At 49.1% G+C, this 17,455-nt stretch carries 17 protein-coding genes; 9 read left to right on the forward strand and 8 right to left on the reverse strand.

Features of this window, described 5'->3' with window-relative positions; genetic code table 11:
* Nucleotides 1-45 precede the first annotated feature (45 nt).
* Nucleotides 46-744, forward strand: a complete 699-nt coding sequence (locus PN498_RS05830; protein ID WP_272061780.1) for an SOS response-associated peptidase — start codon at nt 46-48, stop codon at nt 742-744.
* Nucleotides 745-1,027: 283 nt separating this feature from the next.
* Here the strand turns inward: PN498_RS05830 and PN498_RS05835 are convergent, their stop codons facing one another.
* A complete protein-coding gene (locus tag PN498_RS05835; RefSeq protein ID WP_272061781.1) occupies nt 1,028-1,333 on the reverse strand; it encodes an RNA recognition motif domain-containing protein in 306 nt (101 codons plus the stop codon).
* Between the two features lie 623 nt (nt 1,334-1,956).
* Here PN498_RS05835 and bchI point away from each other — a divergent pair.
* From bchI to PN498_RS05860, 5 genes are all read left to right on the forward strand, one after another.
* The gene (bchI, locus tag PN498_RS05840) at nt 1,957-3,060 is read left to right on the forward strand and encodes a magnesium chelatase ATPase subunit I (RefSeq protein WP_334312225.1); all 1,104 of its coding nucleotides are present in this window, start codon (nt 1,957-1,959) and stop codon (nt 3,058-3,060) included.
* Nucleotides 3,060-3,548 carry a crossover junction endodeoxyribonuclease RuvC gene (gene ruvC, locus PN498_RS05845; protein WP_272061783.1) on the forward strand — a complete coding sequence of 163 codons (489 nt, stop codon included), beginning with the start codon at nt 3,060-3,062 and terminating at the stop codon, nt 3,546-3,548. Before bchI ends, ruvC begins: the two co-directional genes overlap by 1 nt.
* Before the next feature lie 228 nt (nt 3,549-3,776).
* Nucleotides 3,777-4,124, forward strand: coding sequence for a c-type cytochrome (locus PN498_RS05850; RefSeq protein ID WP_272061784.1), 348 nt, complete (start codon nt 3,777-3,779; stop codon nt 4,122-4,124).
* Nucleotides 4,125-4,546: 422 nt separating this feature from the next.
* Entirely contained in the window at nt 4,547-5,440 is an 894-nt protein-coding gene (locus PN498_RS05855) for a hypothetical protein (RefSeq protein WP_272061785.1), read from the forward strand.
* Nucleotides 5,441-5,761: 321 nt separating this feature from the next.
* Nucleotides 5,762-7,105 (forward strand): MATE family efflux transporter, encoded by a 1,344-nt coding sequence (locus PN498_RS05860; protein WP_272061786.1) that lies wholly within the window; start codon nt 5,762-5,764, stop codon nt 7,103-7,105.
* A 94-nt stretch (nt 7,106-7,199) separates the two neighbouring features.
* Here PN498_RS05860 and PN498_RS05865 read toward each other — a convergent pair whose 3' ends face one another.
* The 7 genes from PN498_RS05865 to ahcY all read right to left on the reverse strand — a co-directional run bounded on the left by PN498_RS05865 (nt 7,200) and on the right by ahcY (nt 13,881).
* Nucleotides 7,200-7,958, reverse strand: a complete 759-nt coding sequence (locus PN498_RS05865) for a class I SAM-dependent methyltransferase (protein WP_272061787.1) — start codon at nt 7,956-7,958, stop codon at nt 7,200-7,202.
* A gap of 90 nt (nt 7,959-8,048) precedes the next feature.
* Nucleotides 8,049-8,900: an energy-coupling factor ABC transporter ATP-binding protein gene (locus PN498_RS05870; RefSeq protein ID WP_272061788.1), complete on the reverse strand. Its 852-nt coding sequence runs from the start codon at nt 8,898-8,900 to the stop codon at nt 8,049-8,051.
* The gene (gene cbiQ / locus PN498_RS05875) at nt 8,897-9,685 is read right to left on the reverse strand and encodes a cobalt ECF transporter T component CbiQ (protein ID WP_272061789.1); all 789 of its coding nucleotides are present in this window, start codon (nt 9,683-9,685) and stop codon (nt 8,897-8,899) included. Before cbiQ ends, PN498_RS05870 begins: the two co-directional genes overlap by 4 nt.
* Before the next feature lie 16 nt (nt 9,686-9,701).
* Nucleotides 9,702-10,346, reverse strand: coding sequence for a cobalt transporter CbiM (cbiM, locus tag PN498_RS05880; RefSeq protein WP_272061790.1), 645 nt, complete (start codon nt 10,344-10,346; stop codon nt 9,702-9,704).
* Complete coding sequence (locus PN498_RS05885; protein ID WP_272061791.1) at nt 10,346-10,813, reverse strand: carboxypeptidase-like regulatory domain-containing protein; 468 nt, start codon at nt 10,811-10,813, stop codon at nt 10,346-10,348. Before PN498_RS05885 ends, cbiM begins: the two co-directional genes overlap by 1 nt.
* Nucleotides 10,813-11,694 (reverse strand): DUF4382 domain-containing protein, encoded by an 882-nt coding sequence (locus tag PN498_RS05890; protein WP_272061792.1) that lies wholly within the window; start codon nt 11,692-11,694, stop codon nt 10,813-10,815. Before PN498_RS05890 ends, PN498_RS05885 begins: the two co-directional genes overlap by 1 nt.
* A 909-nt stretch (nt 11,695-12,603) precedes the next feature.
* The gene (gene ahcY / locus PN498_RS05895) at nt 12,604-13,881 is read right to left on the reverse strand and encodes an adenosylhomocysteinase (protein ID WP_272061793.1); all 1,278 of its coding nucleotides are present in this window, start codon (nt 13,879-13,881) and stop codon (nt 12,604-12,606) included.
* 657 nt (nt 13,882-14,538) lie between these two features.
* Here ahcY and rpaB point away from each other — a divergent pair.
* From rpaB to PN498_RS05910, 3 genes are read left to right on the forward strand one after another with little or no spacing between them, the layout of a single operon-like run.
* Entirely contained in the window at nt 14,539-15,267 is a 729-nt protein-coding gene (gene rpaB / locus PN498_RS05900; RefSeq protein ID WP_272061794.1) for a response regulator transcription factor RpaB, read from the forward strand.
* Nucleotides 15,268-15,307: 40 nt separating this feature from the next.
* Nucleotides 15,308-16,342: a phosphate acyltransferase PlsX gene (gene plsX / locus PN498_RS05905; RefSeq protein WP_272061795.1), complete on the forward strand. Its 1,035-nt coding sequence runs from the start codon at nt 15,308-15,310 to the stop codon at nt 16,340-16,342.
* On the forward strand, nt 16,342-17,340 hold the full coding sequence (locus tag PN498_RS05910; protein WP_272061796.1) for a beta-ketoacyl-ACP synthase III: 999 nt from the start codon (nt 16,342-16,344) through the stop codon (nt 17,338-17,340). Before plsX ends, PN498_RS05910 begins: the two co-directional genes overlap by 1 nt.
* The last annotated feature ends 115 nt before the right edge of the window (nt 17,341-17,455 follow it).

The following is a 17,455-nucleotide window of genomic DNA, read 5'->3' on the forward strand; positions in this document are numbered from 1 at the left end:
GAGCCGTCTCGATTTCTCAAACGTCTATTGAAGCTTTTCATCATTATGTGTGGTCGGTTTGCTCAAACTCAATCAGGGGAGGCGATCGCTGAGGCTTTTCAACTCTCCGCAGTACCTGAACTGGTCCCGCGCTACAATATTGCGCCCAGTCAGGGCATTTCCGTTGTAACTCAATCTCGAAAGACGGGCGATCGCGACCACCATGAAAAGAAATGGGGCTTGATCCCTCGATGGAGCAAAGATTCAAAGATTGGGCAGAAACTCATCAACGCCCGTTCTGAAACTGCCGCCGAAAAGCCATCATTTCGCAATGCCTTTCAGAAACGGCGGTGCCTGATTGTGACTGACGGCTTCTATGAATGGCAAAAAATAGAGGGTCGGACTAAGCAGCCCTACTTGATTCGTCTCAAGTCGCGATCTCCGTTTGCCTTTGCCGGACTCTGGGAGCGGTGGCAAAATCCTCAATCAGAAGAAGAGGTCTTTTCCTGCACTATTCTGACCACAGCGGCTAATGACGCAATGACGTCGATTCATCACAGAATGCCCGTCATTCTCGCTCCTGAAGCTTATGACACTTGGCTAGATACGACGTTCTACAATCCCGGCGTGATGCAGGATTTATTAGGCCCGTTCGACGCTTCAGCAATAGAAACAACGCCCATTAGCAACGCCGTCAATAATCCTAGAAACGATAGTGCCTCAGTGCAGGAGCCGGTTGAACTAGCTTCCGCACTAGACACCTAAGGACGAAAGAATCAGCTGAATCAGAAAACGATCCATTAGCAAACTTTGGATAGCCTACTCTTGCTAGCTCAGAACCACGTCTGTTGTCGACCACCTCAGGTGGCTCAAAAAATACTTCAGGACTAATGCCTGAAAACGACTATGAGCCTTTCATAGAACCTGTGCTGCCGAGAGCCATCGTAGCCGTCACTAGTTCTTTCGAAAAGACGGCGAGCCATCTAGCTATCGCGTTAAGCACCCGCGCATGCGACGAGGTACACCAGCCTAAACGGCGAAAGCTAGGCTAGAGGGGATTGCTTGTAAAATTAGAGCGATCGCTGTTGTCGCGTCGACCGCCGCCACCTTCGTTACGAGGACGAGCTTTATTCACGCGCAGCTCACGTCCTAGCCACTCAGCGCCATCTAGCTCCGAGATAGCAGCATCTTCCTGAGCCTCTTCTAGCATCTCGACGAAAGCAAAACCACGTTTACGGCCCGTTTCTCGGTCGGTTGGTAGGCTAATACGCTTTACCTCACCATACTCGGCAAACACGTCACGCAGGTCGTCCTCTGTCGCCTGAAACGACAAATTACCAACGTAGATAGTCACAATATTCTCCAAACAAACCTAATCAAAACAGTACCTAGAAGAGCCAAGGATAAATCTTAGAATTTTCTGGGCTTGAGCCTCTAAGTATTTTGATGCGATCATAGCTGATTTGTTTTGAATTCTTAGTAGTCCATCTCACATGTCTTGCTTTTGTAGAAAAATCACCCCGATCAAACCCTATTTGCTGATCGACCTAATCCCTAAAACACTGCGACCACAGTGATTTCACGGCACTTACGGAAATGTTTATTTTTGCAAAGATCACGACTTAATACGCAGTATTAATGCCTCAAGGCAGCAATAACTCTCTAAATTTGTCAGGAAAGCTCAATAATTTCAAGCATTTAGAACTCAACCGAAGTTTATCTGTATAGACATCGCTACTCATTTTTATCCATAGGGTTTTTATCCATGGGGTTTGAGCATTTAGTCAAAAGTTTGTTCGTTAGTTTTTATCTGCTCAACCCTAGACACTTCAGGACTTTGCCGTCACTCTGATTGTCGACTACTCTGCCGGGATACACACGTTCCTGTGCTCTCAGGCGAAATTCAAGGCTGTGGGCGCAAACCCCTATGGCACAATAACAAGTAATCAATCGACAAAGCCTGTACTGAGAGAGTTTCTGCTTGTGACTGCGACCGCTAACCGTTCGACTAATTCCCGCCGCGTAGTGTTTCCCTTTACAGCCGTCATCGGCCAGGAAGACATGAAACTGGCTCTAATTCTGAACGTCATTGACCCTCGCATTGGAGGGGTCATGATTATGGGCGATCGCGGTACGGGTAAATCCACAACTATCCGTGCACTGGCCGATCTGCTGCCCGAAATTGAAGTTGTTGCCGATGATCCCTTCAGCCGTTCGCCTCGTGATCCCGACATCCAGCGTGAACGAGAGTCTCCAGATCTACCCACTGACAAAAAGAAAGTTCCGATGGTTGATCTCCCCTTAGGAGCGACTGAAGACCGGGTCTGCGGCACCATTGATATTGAAAAAGCTTTATCTGAAGGCGTCAAAGCTTTCGAACCCGGCCTTCTGGCAAAAGCCAACAGAGGTATCCTGTACGTAGATGAGGTCAATCTACTAGACGATCATTTGGTGGATGTCTTACTAGATTCGGCAGCGTCAGGTTGGAACACGGTTGAACGAGAAGGTATTTCTATTCGTCATCCGGCTCAGTTTGTTTTAGTGGGCTCTGGCAATCCAGAGGAAGGAGAACTCCGTCCTCAACTGCTGGACCGATTTGGTATGCACGCTGAAATCCGCACTGTGCGTGATCCTGAATTGCGGGTGCAAATTGTGGAGCAGCGTTCTGACTTTGACCAGTCACCCCAGGACTATCTAGAGAAACACTCGGCAGCGCAATCAGACTTGCAGCAGCGGATTGTGGATGCTCAGGCTCGCTTGCCGGAGGTTACTATCGATCATGATTACCGCGTCAAAATCTCACAGGTCTGTTCTGAATTGGATGTTGACGGCTTACGGGGCGATATCGTTTCCAATCGAGCTGCGAGGGCACTGACTGCGTTTGAAGGACGCAATGAAGTGACCATAGAGGACATTCGCACTGTGATTGTGATGTGTCTCCGCCATCGCCTGCGCAAAGACCCCCTAGAATCTATCGATTCGGGATACAAGGTTGAAAAGGTTTTCAGCCAAGTTTTTGGAGTTGCCATGGCTGAGGAAGAAGCGTCAAGCAACGGTCGTCAGCCAGTCGGTGCTGGATAGTGGGCAAACGCATTCTGGGATTAGACCCAGGATTGGCGATTCTTGGTTTTGGGGTAATTGATGGTGTCGGCACCTCGGCTACGACATCTGCCGGAGCTGAGGTTATCGATTTTGGTGTTGTTGAGACACCTGCCAATACCCCTGTTGGCGATCGCCTATGTACTCTCCATGACGATCTACACAGTCTAATCCAGCAATTCAAACCCGATTTGGTGGCTTTAGAAAAGCTGTTTTTCTATCGTATGGGTAACACTATTTTGGTTGCTCAAGCGCGCGGGGTGGTGATGTTGGTCCTGGCTCAACATCAGCTTTCTCCAGTCGAATTCACTCCGGCACAAATTAAGCAGGCCCTAACAGGCTATGGCAATGCCGACAAGCTTATGGTGCAAGAATCTGTAATGCGTGAGCTAGGGTTACCTAAAATTCCTAAGCCGGATGATGCAGCAGATGGTCTAGCTGTAGCTCTGACGGCATGGTTTCAACGGTAGATATAGCCCTGTGCGGCTTGGTTAGGTATATCTCAGTGTCTTAAGGGAGTAGGGAATGAGGTGTGTTTGATCCAAATGCTGACCGCTATAAGCTTTACCACTTGGGCTAGTGTACTGAGTCGCATCCAAGTGCTTAGGATAATAGCCAGACAGCTTGCCGTCTTGTCCTCGTGGCACTGGCGACGGCTATACTTCATTCAACTCCAGCCTAATTTTGAGGATGCACTCATGAAGCGATCACGGGTTTATTGGATAGCCTGTCTCATGGCCCTGCTGGTTTGGTGGACTGTCACTGTCCCTTCGGCATTGGCTGAGAGTTCGTCCGTACACGCTCAGGAACTATTTTCGCAACAGTGTGCGGGGTGCCATATCAATGGCGGCAATATTGTGCGTCGAGGCAAAAATCTAAAGCTACGGGCACTGCAACGTAACCACGTCGATTCCATTGAGGCGATCGCGCAACTCATCACCAACGGCAAAGGGGCGATGTCTGCATACGGAGATCGATTGAGCGCAGAAGACATTGATCTGCTCGCTCATTTTGTGTGGGATAAAGCACAGGTGAATTGGAAATGAATGCTGACGCGATCGCGGATTGTCATGAGATTTTTAACTCCGTAAGATCTCGTTGCTGAGAAGCTGATCTCTCTCAGAGAGCAAAAAGATTCCAATAAGTACTGAATGTTGAGTTCTTGAAAGGAGTCAACACGTTTTTCTTAGTGAGTAAAAACAATGTCTTTCAAGATAGATCTGTTTTGAAAGACCCCTTTTCCGAGTGGGTCTACGTAAGTTTCTGTTTGAATGGCATTTGATTTGGGCCTAAAGAAGGCAAAATTTAATCGCTTTTTGAAGTTACTGCTAAAGCAAAGACTATTAAGCAGAAGTTCTTTGACTTGCAATGTAACTTGTAACTATCGAGAGTCCCCATATCACTCAATCTTTTTGGGATTGAGTACTGCCCCGTTGAAATAGAGCTCGGCGTTTTTCCTTGGATATTTATGAGTTTAGCGACAAACCTCTCGAAGACTGCGCTTTCTTTGGGTGTTATGGCCGTAACAAGTACTGGAGCAGCCTTCTTCACTCCCTCTGCTCAAGCCGCAACTTTTGATCTGGATTTTAACTGGTCCGGACTAATCGTAGATGGCGATGCAACCAACGCTGGACAGGCATTAGATGCTAATCAGTTGGATACTAGAAGCGGTCAGCGAATTGATGGAACCAAGTTCAGCACAAAGAAAGGCAATATTGGCAGTATTTGGGACGATTACGGCATTTCTATCACCGGTTTAGACAAACAGGGGCGTCGATCCAACTCTGCTCCTCTAGGCTTGTTCAACAGTAACTGTGTGGCAAGAGGGGGGGTGTCTGTCAACGGCTTCACAGGAACGTGTGCCAGAAACGGTTCTCTTGGTGATAACGATTTGGCTACAGGCAAAGGTAGTTATGGCAATGTGACTTACGACACGATCGCTCAAGGTAACCTTCTGATATTCGAAGAGAATAAAGGTAACGGTACCGCAGACGACACTAGTAAAGGTGGAACATTCGTCTTTGACATTGCCAACGACAAAAACTGGTTTGTTGAGGAGATTGGCATCGTAGATGACGCCCGGGGTGAAATTACATACACCTACCGCGATGGGACCGTTTCCACAGAAATGATCGATATTAACGGTGAGAATGAACTGCAATTCTTTAATGCTGCTCAAGAGAAAGAAATTGCGCAAGTTGCCGTTCGATTTGACGGCAGCGGTGGCATCAGCGCCCTCCGTTTTCGTGATGAAGTCGTTGAAAACGCTAGCGTGCCTGAACCCACCATGGCCATCGGCTTAATCTCGTTGGGGGCAATTGTTGTTCGTACGAAGCGGCAGCGTAAAACAACTTTGGCGTGATGGCTGCATGGTTGTGAAGAAGTCGAGGTCATGAGTAGGTTTTGAAGCCAATTTTGATGTGTAAGGAGGGCAAAACGCCCTCCTTTTTGTTGCCGAAGGCCAATATGGAAAAACCACTTTGCTGTCGCGATCGCTCATTCAATAGGATCAAGTCTGTAAACTATAGCCGTCACCGACTCAATTAGAGCAAGACTTTGAATTCTGTAGAGCTTTGCTCTTCTCGTGCGCCTTTGGCGTTCTCGAAGAGTAGAGTATTTTGCATCTTGAATTCCGCGTAGCGGTACTAAATGGACAAAGCTATATACCTATTGAATTCTTCCAATGCCTCCGACACCTTTTCAAGAAAAACGGCCCAAATCCTTTTTGAAAACCTTTGGTCGTCTTGCGATCGCCAACATGTTTTCTAATTTGATGGTGCCACTGGCAGGAATCATTGACACGGCATTTCTAGGGCATCTTGCAGAAGTTCACTACCTTGGAGGCGTTGCGATCTCGGCTATCATCTTCAACGTTGTGTATTGGAGCTTTAGCTTCCTTCGCATGGGCACAACGGGGACGATCGCCCAGGCTTATGGACGGCAAGATTTTCGCACCATCAGCCTGATTTTGCTACGTAATGGGCTGTTGGCAGTAGCAATAGGTTGCCTGATTCTGCTGTTGCAAGTTCCCATTCGACAGCTTGGTTTTTGGTTACTCAGCGCGGATACCGATGTTCGACTATCAGGAGAAGCCTTTTACAATGCCCGAATCTGGGGCGCGCCTGCGGTGCTACTCAACTATGTTCTGTTGGGTTTATTTATAGGCTGCGGTCAAGGTAAACGGGTCATTGCGATGTCTATTGTGGGCAATGGCAGCAATATCCTGCTGGATTATCTCTTTATCTGGCGGTTAGGTTGGGCTAGTGCGGGAGCGGGTGCGGCTACTGCCATGAGTCAAGGCTGTATGTTGCTAGTAGGCAGCATCTTGGTTTTACGAAAGTTTTCTCTCCCTCAACTGTGGCGGCTGAGAACCGACCTATGGGAAGGATCTGCTGTATATGCAATGGTTCGCTTAAACCGCGACCTTTTGATCCGGACTTTTGCTCTGTTGATCAGCTTTGCTCTGTTTACCAACTGGAGTTCGGCAATGGGAACGGCAGTGCTCGCAGCAAACACCTTACTGCTGCAGGTTGTTACTTTAACGTCTTACTTTGTTGATGGACTAGCTTTTGCGACAGAATCCTTTGCTGGACAGTTTTATGGCGTTGGCGATCGCACCCGTCTCCAGACATTACTCATCTGGGGCATCAGTCTTGGGACGCTGGTAGGAGTCACCATTGCCCTCGTGTTTCTGACCTTCCCTAAATCTCTTTTCCAAGTCATGACGCAGCATGATTCTGTCATCAGTCAGGTTGAAGACTATGTTGGATGGTTGGTGCCGATCCTTGGATTTGGCGCGATCGCATTTCTTCTGGACGGCTACTTTCTAGGCTTGACAGCAGGCAGTTCACTCAGAAACTCGACGTTGGTGGCAACCCTAGCAGGGTTTTTACCCATTGGCCTAATAGCTCAGTCCTTAGAAGCTCCCCACTTACTCTGGCTAGCCCTAACCAGCTTCATGGCCTTACGGGCGATAACGCTGCTCAGTCAAATTCCGAAAACGTTGCAGCCCGTACACAAGACCTGACGCATAGATTCTGCCGATTTCACCATCTTGCATTTTTTCGGTTACGACTTCTTTTGTCCTATTGCTTTCAAATGGTCCTCTCATCAGGGCAACCCTACAAAGATTTGTAAGCAATCACCTGAATGCGTCGATAGTCTGCCCACCATTGGTTGTCTTTGTAGAGATCAGGGCGAGCGATCGCGACAACCTTAGGCAGTAGGTCCTGGACCTGCTGAGACGAGAGATCAGCCCAAAAGCGAGTTGCAAACATTTGCAACCAGTTCAGTAAACCGTCTTCTCCTTGCAAAGGGGTCGGGCGATCGTACAAACGGGCGAACTGCACTTCAAATCCCTGTTCTTCTAATAAGCCGGTATAGGCACTTATGGAGGGGAAATACCAGGGCGACGCTGGGAAAGACCCTAAATCAAGTGCTTGCCGCGCTTGGGCGATCGCAGCTAAAACAGTTGCAATATTGCCATAACCGCCAAATTCAGCAACAAGACGGCCTCCAGGCTTGAGGGCCGCTATCATGCGTGCAGCGACATCGGTCTGTTCTGGAATCCAGTGCAGGGCGGCATTGGAGAAAATGGCATCGGCAGGAGAGGGCAGGGTGAAGTGCCGGGCATCAGCCACGACAAAGGTCAGCTGGGGAAATTGTCGTTGGGCTTCTGCAATCATGGTTGGGTCGGCGTCGATCCCAATGACACTAGCACCTTGGTCTGCAATTTTTTGCGTGAGCTGCCCCGTCCCACAACCCAAATCTAGGACGTATTCCCCTGGTTGAGGAGCAAGCAAATTTAACAGGTCGTCGCTGAGTTGCCAAACAAAGCTGTGTTTCTCTTGGTATAGGTTCGCGTCCCAAGGGTTTTGCATGTTTGGTTCTAAATATGGTGTGTAGCGTTATGCACTAATAGCGGTAGCATTGCTGTACATTAGCGCCGCTTCGCCGCTGGCGTCGTGCACTTAGGGGCCGGTGGTGCTGGTTCGAGCGTATTCGTCGCTGTTAGGTCGGACGTGGTGAGGTTCAACGTGGGGAATCAGGGAATGGGGTTTTTCTAATCCGTGGTTTTCCATCAGAGTTTGATTGCCCATCACTTCGACAGGATCGCCGTCAGCAATAACGCAGCCTTCATCTAACAGAATGATGCGATCGCACACTTCTAGTAAAAATTCGAGGTCATGGGAGGCTAAGACGAGAGTTTCATCAGACTGCTGCAAAAAGCGAATTAGACGACGGCGGGTACGAAGGTCAAGGCTAGCGGTAGGTTCATCATACAGAAGGATGCGCGGACACATGGCGAGGAGTCCCGCGATCGCAACCATCTGTTTTTCTCCGCCAGATAGGTGATGGGGCGGACGGTCTTCTAGAAATTGAGTACCCGTTAGTTCCAAAGCTGCTTCAACTCGTTTTGCAACTTCTGTTTCAGATAGACCTAGGTTTTGGGGGCCGAACGCAACGTCATCGCGAACGGATGGCGAGAAGAGTTGATCTTCAGGATCTTGAAATAAAAATCCCACTTCAGGACGAAATTCACCCGGCTGTACAGGGCGATCAAATAAACAAATGTCGCCTGTTTGGGGCTTTAACATGCCACACATCAGCATAAAAAGGGTTGTTTTGCCACAGCCGTTGTGACCAATGAGTCCAACGCGCTCCCCTTCTCGAACAGAGAAGCTTACTCCCTGCAAAATGTCGGGATTATTGGGATAGGCAAAACCTACATTTTCTAAGGAGATAGCTACAGGTCTGGCTAACAAATCTTTGGTAGTCGGAATACCAATCGTTGGGGGGGTGCTGGATGAAAACTGGTTCATAGATAGGTGAGAATCCACTCTCCAATAACAAAGCTGAGGGTTGCTGACAAGATAGCGGCAGTCGTGAGCCATGACTGCCGGTAGGTAGACCGAGACACAGATGCTCCCAAGGTAATGTCGCTTTGACCGTACCCTCGTAAGCACATTGCTTTGTAGACCCGATGGGATCGCTCATAGCTTCTTAGTAACAAGCTGCCAAAGAGAGCAGCCAGCCAGCTCCACTGCCGTTTCACGGTTTGACGAAGTAAACCGTAGCCCCTGAGTCGCATTGCCTGACGCATACTTGACAATTGCGCTGCAACATCGAACAGGTAGCGATAGGTTAGCAAGGCCATATCGGTCAGTAGCGACGGCAATCCTAGCGATCGCATCGCTTTGAGCATATCGAGGAAAGGAGTGGTCCCCAACAAAATAAAACCTGTTGTTAAGATTGCGAGGAATCTACCTGCAATCAAAGCTGCCGTCTGGAGACCTTCTAGGCGTAGGGTCAACCAATACCCTTGCCAAAGAACGGTCTCTCCTGAAATCCAAGGCAATAGACCCACCATCGCTACGATAAAGATGCCGGGATAGGTCAACCGTTTCAGCAAATACTGCCAGGGCAGTTGTGAGTAGCGATATAACAGCCCAACAACAATGAGCACCCAAGGAATTAGGGCAAGATGGCTGACGAGGGAAATGGCAAACATTAGCCCTAGCAAGCTGAGCAGCTTAGGTCGAACAGCCCAGCAATGGATAGGAGAATTGCCGGCAACAAAAATGTCAGCGCGAAGTGCGATCGCCATACCGTGTCAGTTTCCGTTAGTTTTTCAGTAGCTCTGGCTTCACTCGTAACAAAAAGAAGGACAGCAACATGGTGAAAAGTCCTTCGAGCAAGATGAGAGGGATATGGGCAATCATCAGTGCGGTCAAAAACCCCTGCTCAGTGGCCTGATCAAGCGTAGAGGGAGTTGTGAAAACAATGAGACTGAAGAAAATGAAGGCTGACAGCCCCACGCCAATAGCTCCCGCTAGGAAGCTAAACAGACCGAGTGACCATCGCCGTTGAGCGGCTTTGCCTAAGCGGCGTCTGAATCGAAAGCACTGAGCGGCAACCAGCGCTGGAAGTCCTATCAGGGTCGCGTTGACTCCCAGCGTTGTTAGTCCTCCGTGCCCCAGAAGAATAGCTTGTAGCAATAGACCGATGAGAATAGCAGGCCAGGCATACCATCCCAAAACTGTCCCTAGTAGCCCATTGAGGACTAAATGAACGCTTGCTGGTGGTACCGGTAAGTGAATGGAAGAGCCCACAAAAAAGGCTGCTGACAGTAGCGCAGCGCGGGGAACCTCTTCCTGGGGATCAGAGGTTTTGTTAATCCGCCGGAGCACGACCCAGGTAACGCCGCCGGCGATCGCATAACCTGCCACACTCACTTGAGCTGGAAGAATACCGTCTGGAACATGCACTATCGCTTACCTCGTCTGAAATAAAGAGCTGTTCCCACACAGCCCCAGGCCACTGCCGCCGATATGATGATTCGCTGCAGGGGACTCAGACTCGTTGAATTGATGAATTCCGGAGCGATTGCGCCGTTTGCTTCTACTGGAATCACCGCAATATCGCCATGTCCAGCTTGCCGAACCGAGATTTCCCAATTCCCCGGCTGATTTGGCACAAAGACAAAATGGCCGGCCTCATCAGTTGTTCCCGTGAAGACAGGGGATTGGGGATCATCTGGGGCAAAAACCTGCACTTGGGCTGCTGCCATCGGCTCACCCGTATCGTAAGCAGCTTGAATTTCCACTGCCGAAGTTGCCCGGGATTGAATGTGAGCACCATGGGCGATCGCCCATGCCGGCGTAAGGACAAACCCAACTGCCGCGATCCCAACCCCCTGAAATAGTCTGCTAGTTCTTGTCCAAGTTGGCTTCATTAGCGAGATGTCAGTTCCGTTTCTGCACAATGACCTTCGCCGACATGTCCCAGGCTAGGCAGAATCGACATCAGCGTATCGTAATCCGTGGGAGATAGCTGTGCCTGTAGCCCTGCCATATCGACATCTAATGTGCCACCTTCTGCGATCTCAGCTAGTGGGTCAAACCCAAGCGCCCCAGTGTTAATCTCGTCTTCAGGAGCGGCTTCTCCATCTCCAAAGAGATGATCGAAATGGAAGGTAGCTTCTAAATCAGCTTGATCGGCTGGCTCAAGAATGCCTTTGCGATCGTCACCCACAAAGTCCCCGCAAACAAAGCCCAGTGTTGGATCAAGCTTCAGGGCGAAGTCAACGGTTTCTCCTTCCTTAGCGGCAGTCCCTTCAAGCCACAACGTCTGTCCTGCGGCTGGACCACTATCAGCCGGCATCATCTTCCAAGAGAGCGCGTTGTAGCGTCCAGAGGGTGCTTCTATGGTTTTGACTAAAATCGGCTCTGCATCATCGCCGCCTTCTGCTAAATCGACCGTAACAGGCTCCTCTAGGCTAACGGTCTCTGTTGCCTCTGGCTCTCCCCCCACTTCTGGGTCAAAAGCAGGCTCGCTTTGATACGCGGTGACATCAGCTAACGTGACATAGACATGATCGAAGTCAACTTGCCAACCGTCCTTAGTGACAAAGCCTTGGCGAACGAAGTCCTCACCATTAGCACGAATTTCAAGTTCACCCGTTGCAGCCGAGGCCGGTTCTTCTGCGGGCATTTCATCGGTAGAAAGTTGCTCAGGAGCATCTGTTGCTGCTGGTTCTGAGCTACAGGCAAATAGCAGGGTTGGCACTGCAACACCAACAGCTAAACGACCAAAGAAAGACTTAGATTTCAACATAACAAGCCTGTCAAATTTTCCTTAAGCGATCGCGTTTTCCGACCACTTAGTTCAGTTAATCGAGGCAAGCGTTGAAAAACAATACCCCTAGGGGGCATTCAACTTAATAGAGGTCGCCAGTCTGGATGCTCAGAAAACTTTTATTTCTACTTTTATGAGTTCTTCTCAATTTTCATTGCGCAGAGATTTATTTCAATATATTTTGCGCTGCCCGAAAGTTAATTGGAATCCGCCCCTATATTTTGCGTGTTTACCCAACTCTTAATTTTTCTGAAATTCCCCTCAGGAAAGGGCTACAGCTATATTGGAATGGTAATTCCACTTAAAGAAAACTATTTCTTTGGGGTAGTTGACATGAAAGGGTGACATCTAGCTCCTGCAAAGCTATGTAAAATACAACCTTAAAACTGTATCTTTCAAGGCTTCACTCATCATGACCTGAAAAGTATTGCCACACTTATTGCAAAGGTATCTCAAGCAAGTTTTAATTGAAATGTTTTGCTAGGGCACTTGCTGTGCAAAACCTCGTTGCAGACAATGCTAATTTTCTTGTTTTATTGATAATTTTTGGGTAATGTTCTTGGAGGATTGATTCTCGTTCCATTGGAATCTAAGTTGTACGCAAAGAAGCCTTGAGAGGCTTGGGACGCTTCATCAATGCACAATGCATAACCAAGCTGTCCGTCCAATGTACGGAGTCCAGAAGTTTTCACCTGCTGATGCTTGTATCTAAATTTATTTGATGAAAGTTCTTTGATGTACACCCCTGTACGGCTTGGTTAAGTCCATCTCAGTGTTTTAGGGAAGAAGGGAGTAGAAAAAGTGCAGGGCGAGTATCACCCACCCTGCTTATGGGTCTGCTATGGTCCTGCCCTGTAATAACAGAGCTGGCAGTAGAGACTTTAGCCTTTAGGTTCCAACGGTCCAGGAGTTGATGTAGATTTGCTGTTCAGCCGTCAACGCATCAATTTCGATCCCCATTGCTTTCAGCTTCAGCCGAGCAATCTCCTTATCGACCTCTTCAGGAATGGAGTGGAGGCCGGGTTCAAGCTTGCCTTTGTTGACAGCGAGGTATTCACAGGCAAGGGCTTGGTTAGCAAAGCTCATGTCCATTACGGCGCTAGGGTGTCCTTCAGCTGCTGCCAAATTGACCAGGCGACCCTCACCCAAAACGATGACGGATTTACCGCTGTTGAGTAGATATTGCTCAGTGAAGTTGCGAACTTGCTTGACTTCGCTGGACATCTCTTTGAGAGACTTAAGATCGATTTCAATGTCAAAGTGACCTGCATTGCAAACAAGAGCGCCGTCTTTCATCGCCTCAAAGTGCTCACGACGAATCACGTGCTTGTTACCAGTCACCGTGATAAACAAATCCCCTTGGGAAGCTGCCTGCTCCATCGGCATGACGCGGAAACCATCCATGACGGCTTCAATCGCGCGGGTCGGATCAATTTCAGTCACAATGACGTTTGCGCCCATACCGCGTGCTCGCAATGCAGTCCCCTTACCGCACCAGCCATAGCCTGCTACGACGACGTTCTTGCCCGCTAGTAGGATGTTGGTCGCGCGTAAGATGCCGTCCAAAGTGGATTGCCCAGTGCCGTAGCGATTGTCAAAGAAGTGTTTGGTGTCAGCATCGTTGACGTTCATGGCGGGGAAGCTCAGCACCCCGTCGTTGAACATAGCCCGCAGACGCACAATTCCCGTTGTGGTCTCTTCAGTTGTGCCAATTAAGTCCGACAGTTGCTGCTGCCGTTCTTTGACCAGGGTGGCAACCACATCGCTGCCATCGTCAATGATGATGTTGGGGCGATGGTCCAGCGCGACTTCAACGTGGCGATGGTAAGTGTCATTATCTTCGCCTTTGATGGCATAAACTGGGATGCCGTAATCAGCGACCAAACTAGAAGCGACGTCATCTTGGGTAGAGAGGGGATTGCTGGCAATCAGGACTGCATCGGCGCCACCTTGCTTGAGGGCGATCGCCAAATGTGCCGTCTCTGTTGTAACGTGGCAGCAAGCTGAAATGCGAATACCAGCGAGAGGCTTTTCCTGAGAAAATCGTTCTTGAATCTGTCGCAGCACAGGCATTTCGCGCCCAGCCCACTCAATGCGCTGCTTGCCCTGGCTAGCCAAAGCAATATCTTTGATGTCGTATTTGAACTGAACTTGGGTGGCAGTCATAAATGATAAAACCTTGCTATCGCTGCTATAGAGTTATGGCTGACGACGATTGCAGTGGGTTGAGAATAGGCTACTGCAATCAAGCCACAGCTTTCCTAGCATATCGAAATGATTGAGTCTGGTCAGGGAATCCGAAGAGACTTTTTAAGAGGTTTCTGCCTTTACTTATTGGCTTAACTATGTTCTACCCACTGATCTGGAGCAGAATCTGGGGTCAATATTCAAATAACTTAATTGCTCGAAGAAAGGCCGCTCTATCGGTTTAATCCGAACGTCGAATTCAGGGCGTTAATAGCAGTATCCTCCTATGGAATCGATGTGAAGGATAGCGTCTAGTCAATCATTAAGGCTGATAAATCTCACCCTGTTTGTGAGGATTTGAAGACAGCTGAAGTCTTGAAGACTCTTGATCTTGAAATTTTACAAATTCAGGATTAACATCACTTATCGCTTTAGATCTTTTCGGAATCATACTAATTGAATCTTAAGAAAAGCTAGAAACCTTCTGTGCGGGGAATTCAGGGCGTTTATAAACACTCATCATGACTTAAGATTTAATACGAGTGCACAAAAATTATCCGCAAAGCTTAAGTTTGTTTATTGCTCAACATGAGTTTATTAATTCGTTAAGCATCCACATTGGGAGTAGCAGTAGCCTTGGAAAGTACGAAAGAAAAGATTTTGGTTGTTGACGACGAGGCCAGCATTCGTCGAATTCTGGAAACTCGTCTTTCTATGATTGGGTACGATGTTGTCACCGCTGCAGATGGCGAAGAGGCGATCAACACCTTTCACGCTTCTTGTCCAGATCTTGTGGTTTTGGACGTGATGATGCCCAAGCTTGACGGATACGGTGTTTGCCAAGAGCTGCGGAAAGAATCTGATATTCCCATCATCATGCTGACGGCGCTCGGGGATGTTGCCGATCGCATTACAGGGCTTGAACTCGGTGCGGACGACTATGTTGTTAAGCCTTTTTCACCCAAAGAGCTAGAAGCGCGAATTCGCTCTGTTCTTAGGCGCGTTGATAAGAGCCAAGCCACGGGCATTCCTAGTTCGGGTGTCATTTCCATCAATGCGATTCGCATCGACACCAATAAACGACAGGTTTACAAAGGTGACGAGCGGATTCGGCTCACAGGTATGGAATTTAGCCTGTTGGAGCTATTGGTTAGTCGTTCTGGTGAACCCTTTTCACGAGCTGAGATTCTTCAGGAAGTTTGGGGATATACCCCCGAACGTCACGTAGATACCCGAGTGGTAGACGTGCATATTTCACGTCTGCGAGCGAAGCTGGAAGAAGATCCCAGTAATCCAGAGCTAATCCTCACAGCTCGGGGAACTGGATATTTATTTCAGCGGATTGTAGAACCGGGTGAGGAGTAGTCTGCTAAAATTCTTAGGAGTTTTTACAGAATTCTAGTACATGGTAGCGACTCGCGCTCGAATTGCCGTAGATGCTATGGGGGGCGATCACGCCCCCGCCGAGATTATTGCAGGTGCCGTTAGAGCAAAAGCCGAACTGGATGCTGAAATCCTTCTAGTCGGTGATCCAGACCAAATCAGATCGGTCACCCCTAACGAACATAATCTGGCTGGCATAGAAATCGTGCCCTCTGAAGGGACCATTGAGATGCATGAGGAGCCTATAAGTGCCTTGCGGCGCAAGCCGAAGGCATCAATCAGCGTCTCGATGGATTTAGTCAAGAAGAATAAGGCTGATGCGGTTGTTTCTGCTGGTCATTCAGGCGCCGCGATGGCCTCTGCTTTGCTGCGGTTAGGACGACTGAAGGGCATCGACCGTCCGGCGATTGGAGCCGTTTTTCCGACGGTTCTAGCGGATAAATCAGTTTTGATCTTGGATGTTGGCGCGATCGTTGACTGTCGCCCTAAGTTTTTGGAGCAGTTCGCTGTAATGGGGACGGTTTACTCTAAGTACGTGCTAGGCGTGGAAGAGCCTAAAGTCGGACTGCTCAACATTGGCGAAGAACCCAGCAAAGGTAACGATGCTGCGGTCCAAGCCTATCAGCTTCTGGAACAGCATCCTGTCGTTCCTTTCGTGGGCAACGCTGAAGGGCGTGATATCCTCTCTGGTCAGTTTGATGTGGTTGTCTGCGACGGTTTTGTGGGCAACGTGCTACTCAAGTTTGCCGAAGCTGTCGGTGAATCTGTCTTGCAGATTCTGCGAGAAGAATTACCTCGGGGAGCGCGGGGTAAACTGGGGACGTTTGTTCTCAAAGACAATTTGAAGCGGATTAAGCAGCGGGTTGATCATGCCGAGCATGGTGGTGGATTGCTGTTGGGTGTCGCTGGCATTGCCGTTATCAGTCATGGCAGTTCCCAAGCGCCTTCTATCTTTAACGCGATTCGGTTAGCGAAGGAAGCAGTCGATAATAAGGTATTAGATCGAATTCAGGCCCAATACCGAAAGGTAGCTATGCCTGCGGCAGACGGAGAATAATGGTGCAGCATACAAAAACAGGGGTGGCATTAGTGGGAAGTGGCTCTGCCCACTTGCCGATCGCAGTGACTAATGACGACCTCAGTCAGGTTGTCGAGACATCGGATGAGTGGATTGCGACTCGAACGGGCATCCGCCAGCGCTACATTGCGACGCAGCAGGAGTCTCTCGTTAGCTTGGCAACTAGTGCAGGCACAGCAGCCCTTGAGATGAGTAACACTCAGCCTACTGACGTTGATCTCATCATTTTGGCAACCTCCACTCCTGATGATCTGTTTGGTAGTGCGGCTCAAGTTCAGGCGAATCTTGGCGCCTCCCACGCGGTTGCCTTTGACCTCACAGCGGCTTGTTCTGGCTTTTTATTTGCGTTAGTAACCGCCGCTCAATATATGCGGACTGGAGTGTACAAAACCGTTCTCGTCATCGGGGCTGATGTCCTTTCTCGGTGGACTGATTGGAGCGATCGCCGAACCTGCGTACTGTTTGGCGATGGTGCTGGAGCAGTTGTGTTGAAGGCCAGCGATCGCGATCGGCTGCTGGGATTTGATTTACGCAGCGATGGCACCCTGAATGGCTGTCTTAATTTGCCCTATCAAGCAGATTCCCAAGCATTGACTAGTGACAAAACCGTGCAAAAAGGTACCTATCAGCCCGTCACGATGAATGGCAAAGAGGTGTATCGATTTGCCGTCAAGCGAGTCCCTGAAATTATTGAGAAAGCGCTTTTCCATGCTGGATTATCGACCGATGGCATTGACTGGTTACTGCTTCATCAAGCTAACCAGCGTATCTTAGACGCGGTTGCTGAGCGCCTTAACGTTCCCAAAGACAGGGTAATCAGTAATATGGGACGTCATGGCAATACTTCGGCTGCGTCAATTCCGCTTGCCCTTGACGAAGCCGTGCGTGACGGCAGAATCAAGGCAGGTGACGTTATTGCATCATCCGGCTTTGGTGCAGGTCTCAGTTGGGGAGCCGCTATTTTTGAGTGGGGATGAGGACCGTGCATCGTCATAGGGCTTGCCGTCCTGTCCTAATCGAACTATAGCGGCATGTATTTGGGGCTATTCCCTGCTCCCTCAAGACACTGAGATGGACTTGCCAAGCTGCACA

The sequence above is a fragment of the Oscillatoria sp. CS-180 genome (genome assembly GCF_028330965.1).
GTDB lineage: Bacteria > Cyanobacteriota > Cyanobacteriia > Phormidesmidales > Phormidesmidaceae > Halomicronema.

Coding starts and splice junctions, on each gene's coding strand:
- PN498_RS05855 (WP_272061785.1), top strand. CDS start 4,547: ATGAGTTTAGCGACAAACCTCTCGAAGACTGCGCTTTCTTTGGGTGTT.
- PN498_RS05885 (WP_272061791.1), bottom strand. CDS start 10,813: ATGAAGCCAACTTGGACAAGAACTAGCAGACTATTTCAGGGGGTTGGG.
- ahcY (WP_272061793.1), bottom strand. CDS start 13,881: ATGACTGCCACCCAAGTTCAGTTCAAATACGACATCAAAGATATTGCT.
- cbiQ (WP_272061789.1), bottom strand. CDS start 9,685: ATGGCGATCGCACTTCGCGCTGACATTTTTGTTGCCGGCAATTCTCCT.
- PN498_RS05910 (WP_272061796.1), top strand. CDS start 16,342: ATGGTGCAGCATACAAAAACAGGGGTGGCATTAGTGGGAAGTGGCTCT.
- PN498_RS05830 (WP_272061780.1), top strand. CDS start 46: ATGTGTGGTCGGTTTGCTCAAACTCAATCAGGGGAGGCGATCGCTGAG.
- PN498_RS05850 (WP_272061784.1), top strand. CDS start 3,777: ATGAAGCGATCACGGGTTTATTGGATAGCCTGTCTCATGGCCCTGCTG.
- PN498_RS05860 (WP_272061786.1), top strand. CDS start 5,762: ATGCCTCCGACACCTTTTCAAGAAAAACGGCCCAAATCCTTTTTGAAA.
- plsX (WP_272061795.1), top strand. CDS start 15,308: ATGGTAGCGACTCGCGCTCGAATTGCCGTAGATGCTATGGGGGGCGAT.
- PN498_RS05890 (WP_272061792.1), bottom strand. CDS start 11,694: ATGTTGAAATCTAAGTCTTTCTTTGGTCGTTTAGCTGTTGGTGTTGCA.
- PN498_RS05865 (WP_272061787.1), bottom strand. CDS start 7,958: ATGCAAAACCCTTGGGACGCGAACCTATACCAAGAGAAACACAGCTTT.
- PN498_RS05870 (WP_272061788.1), bottom strand. CDS start 8,900: ATGAACCAGTTTTCATCCAGCACCCCCCCAACGATTGGTATTCCGACT.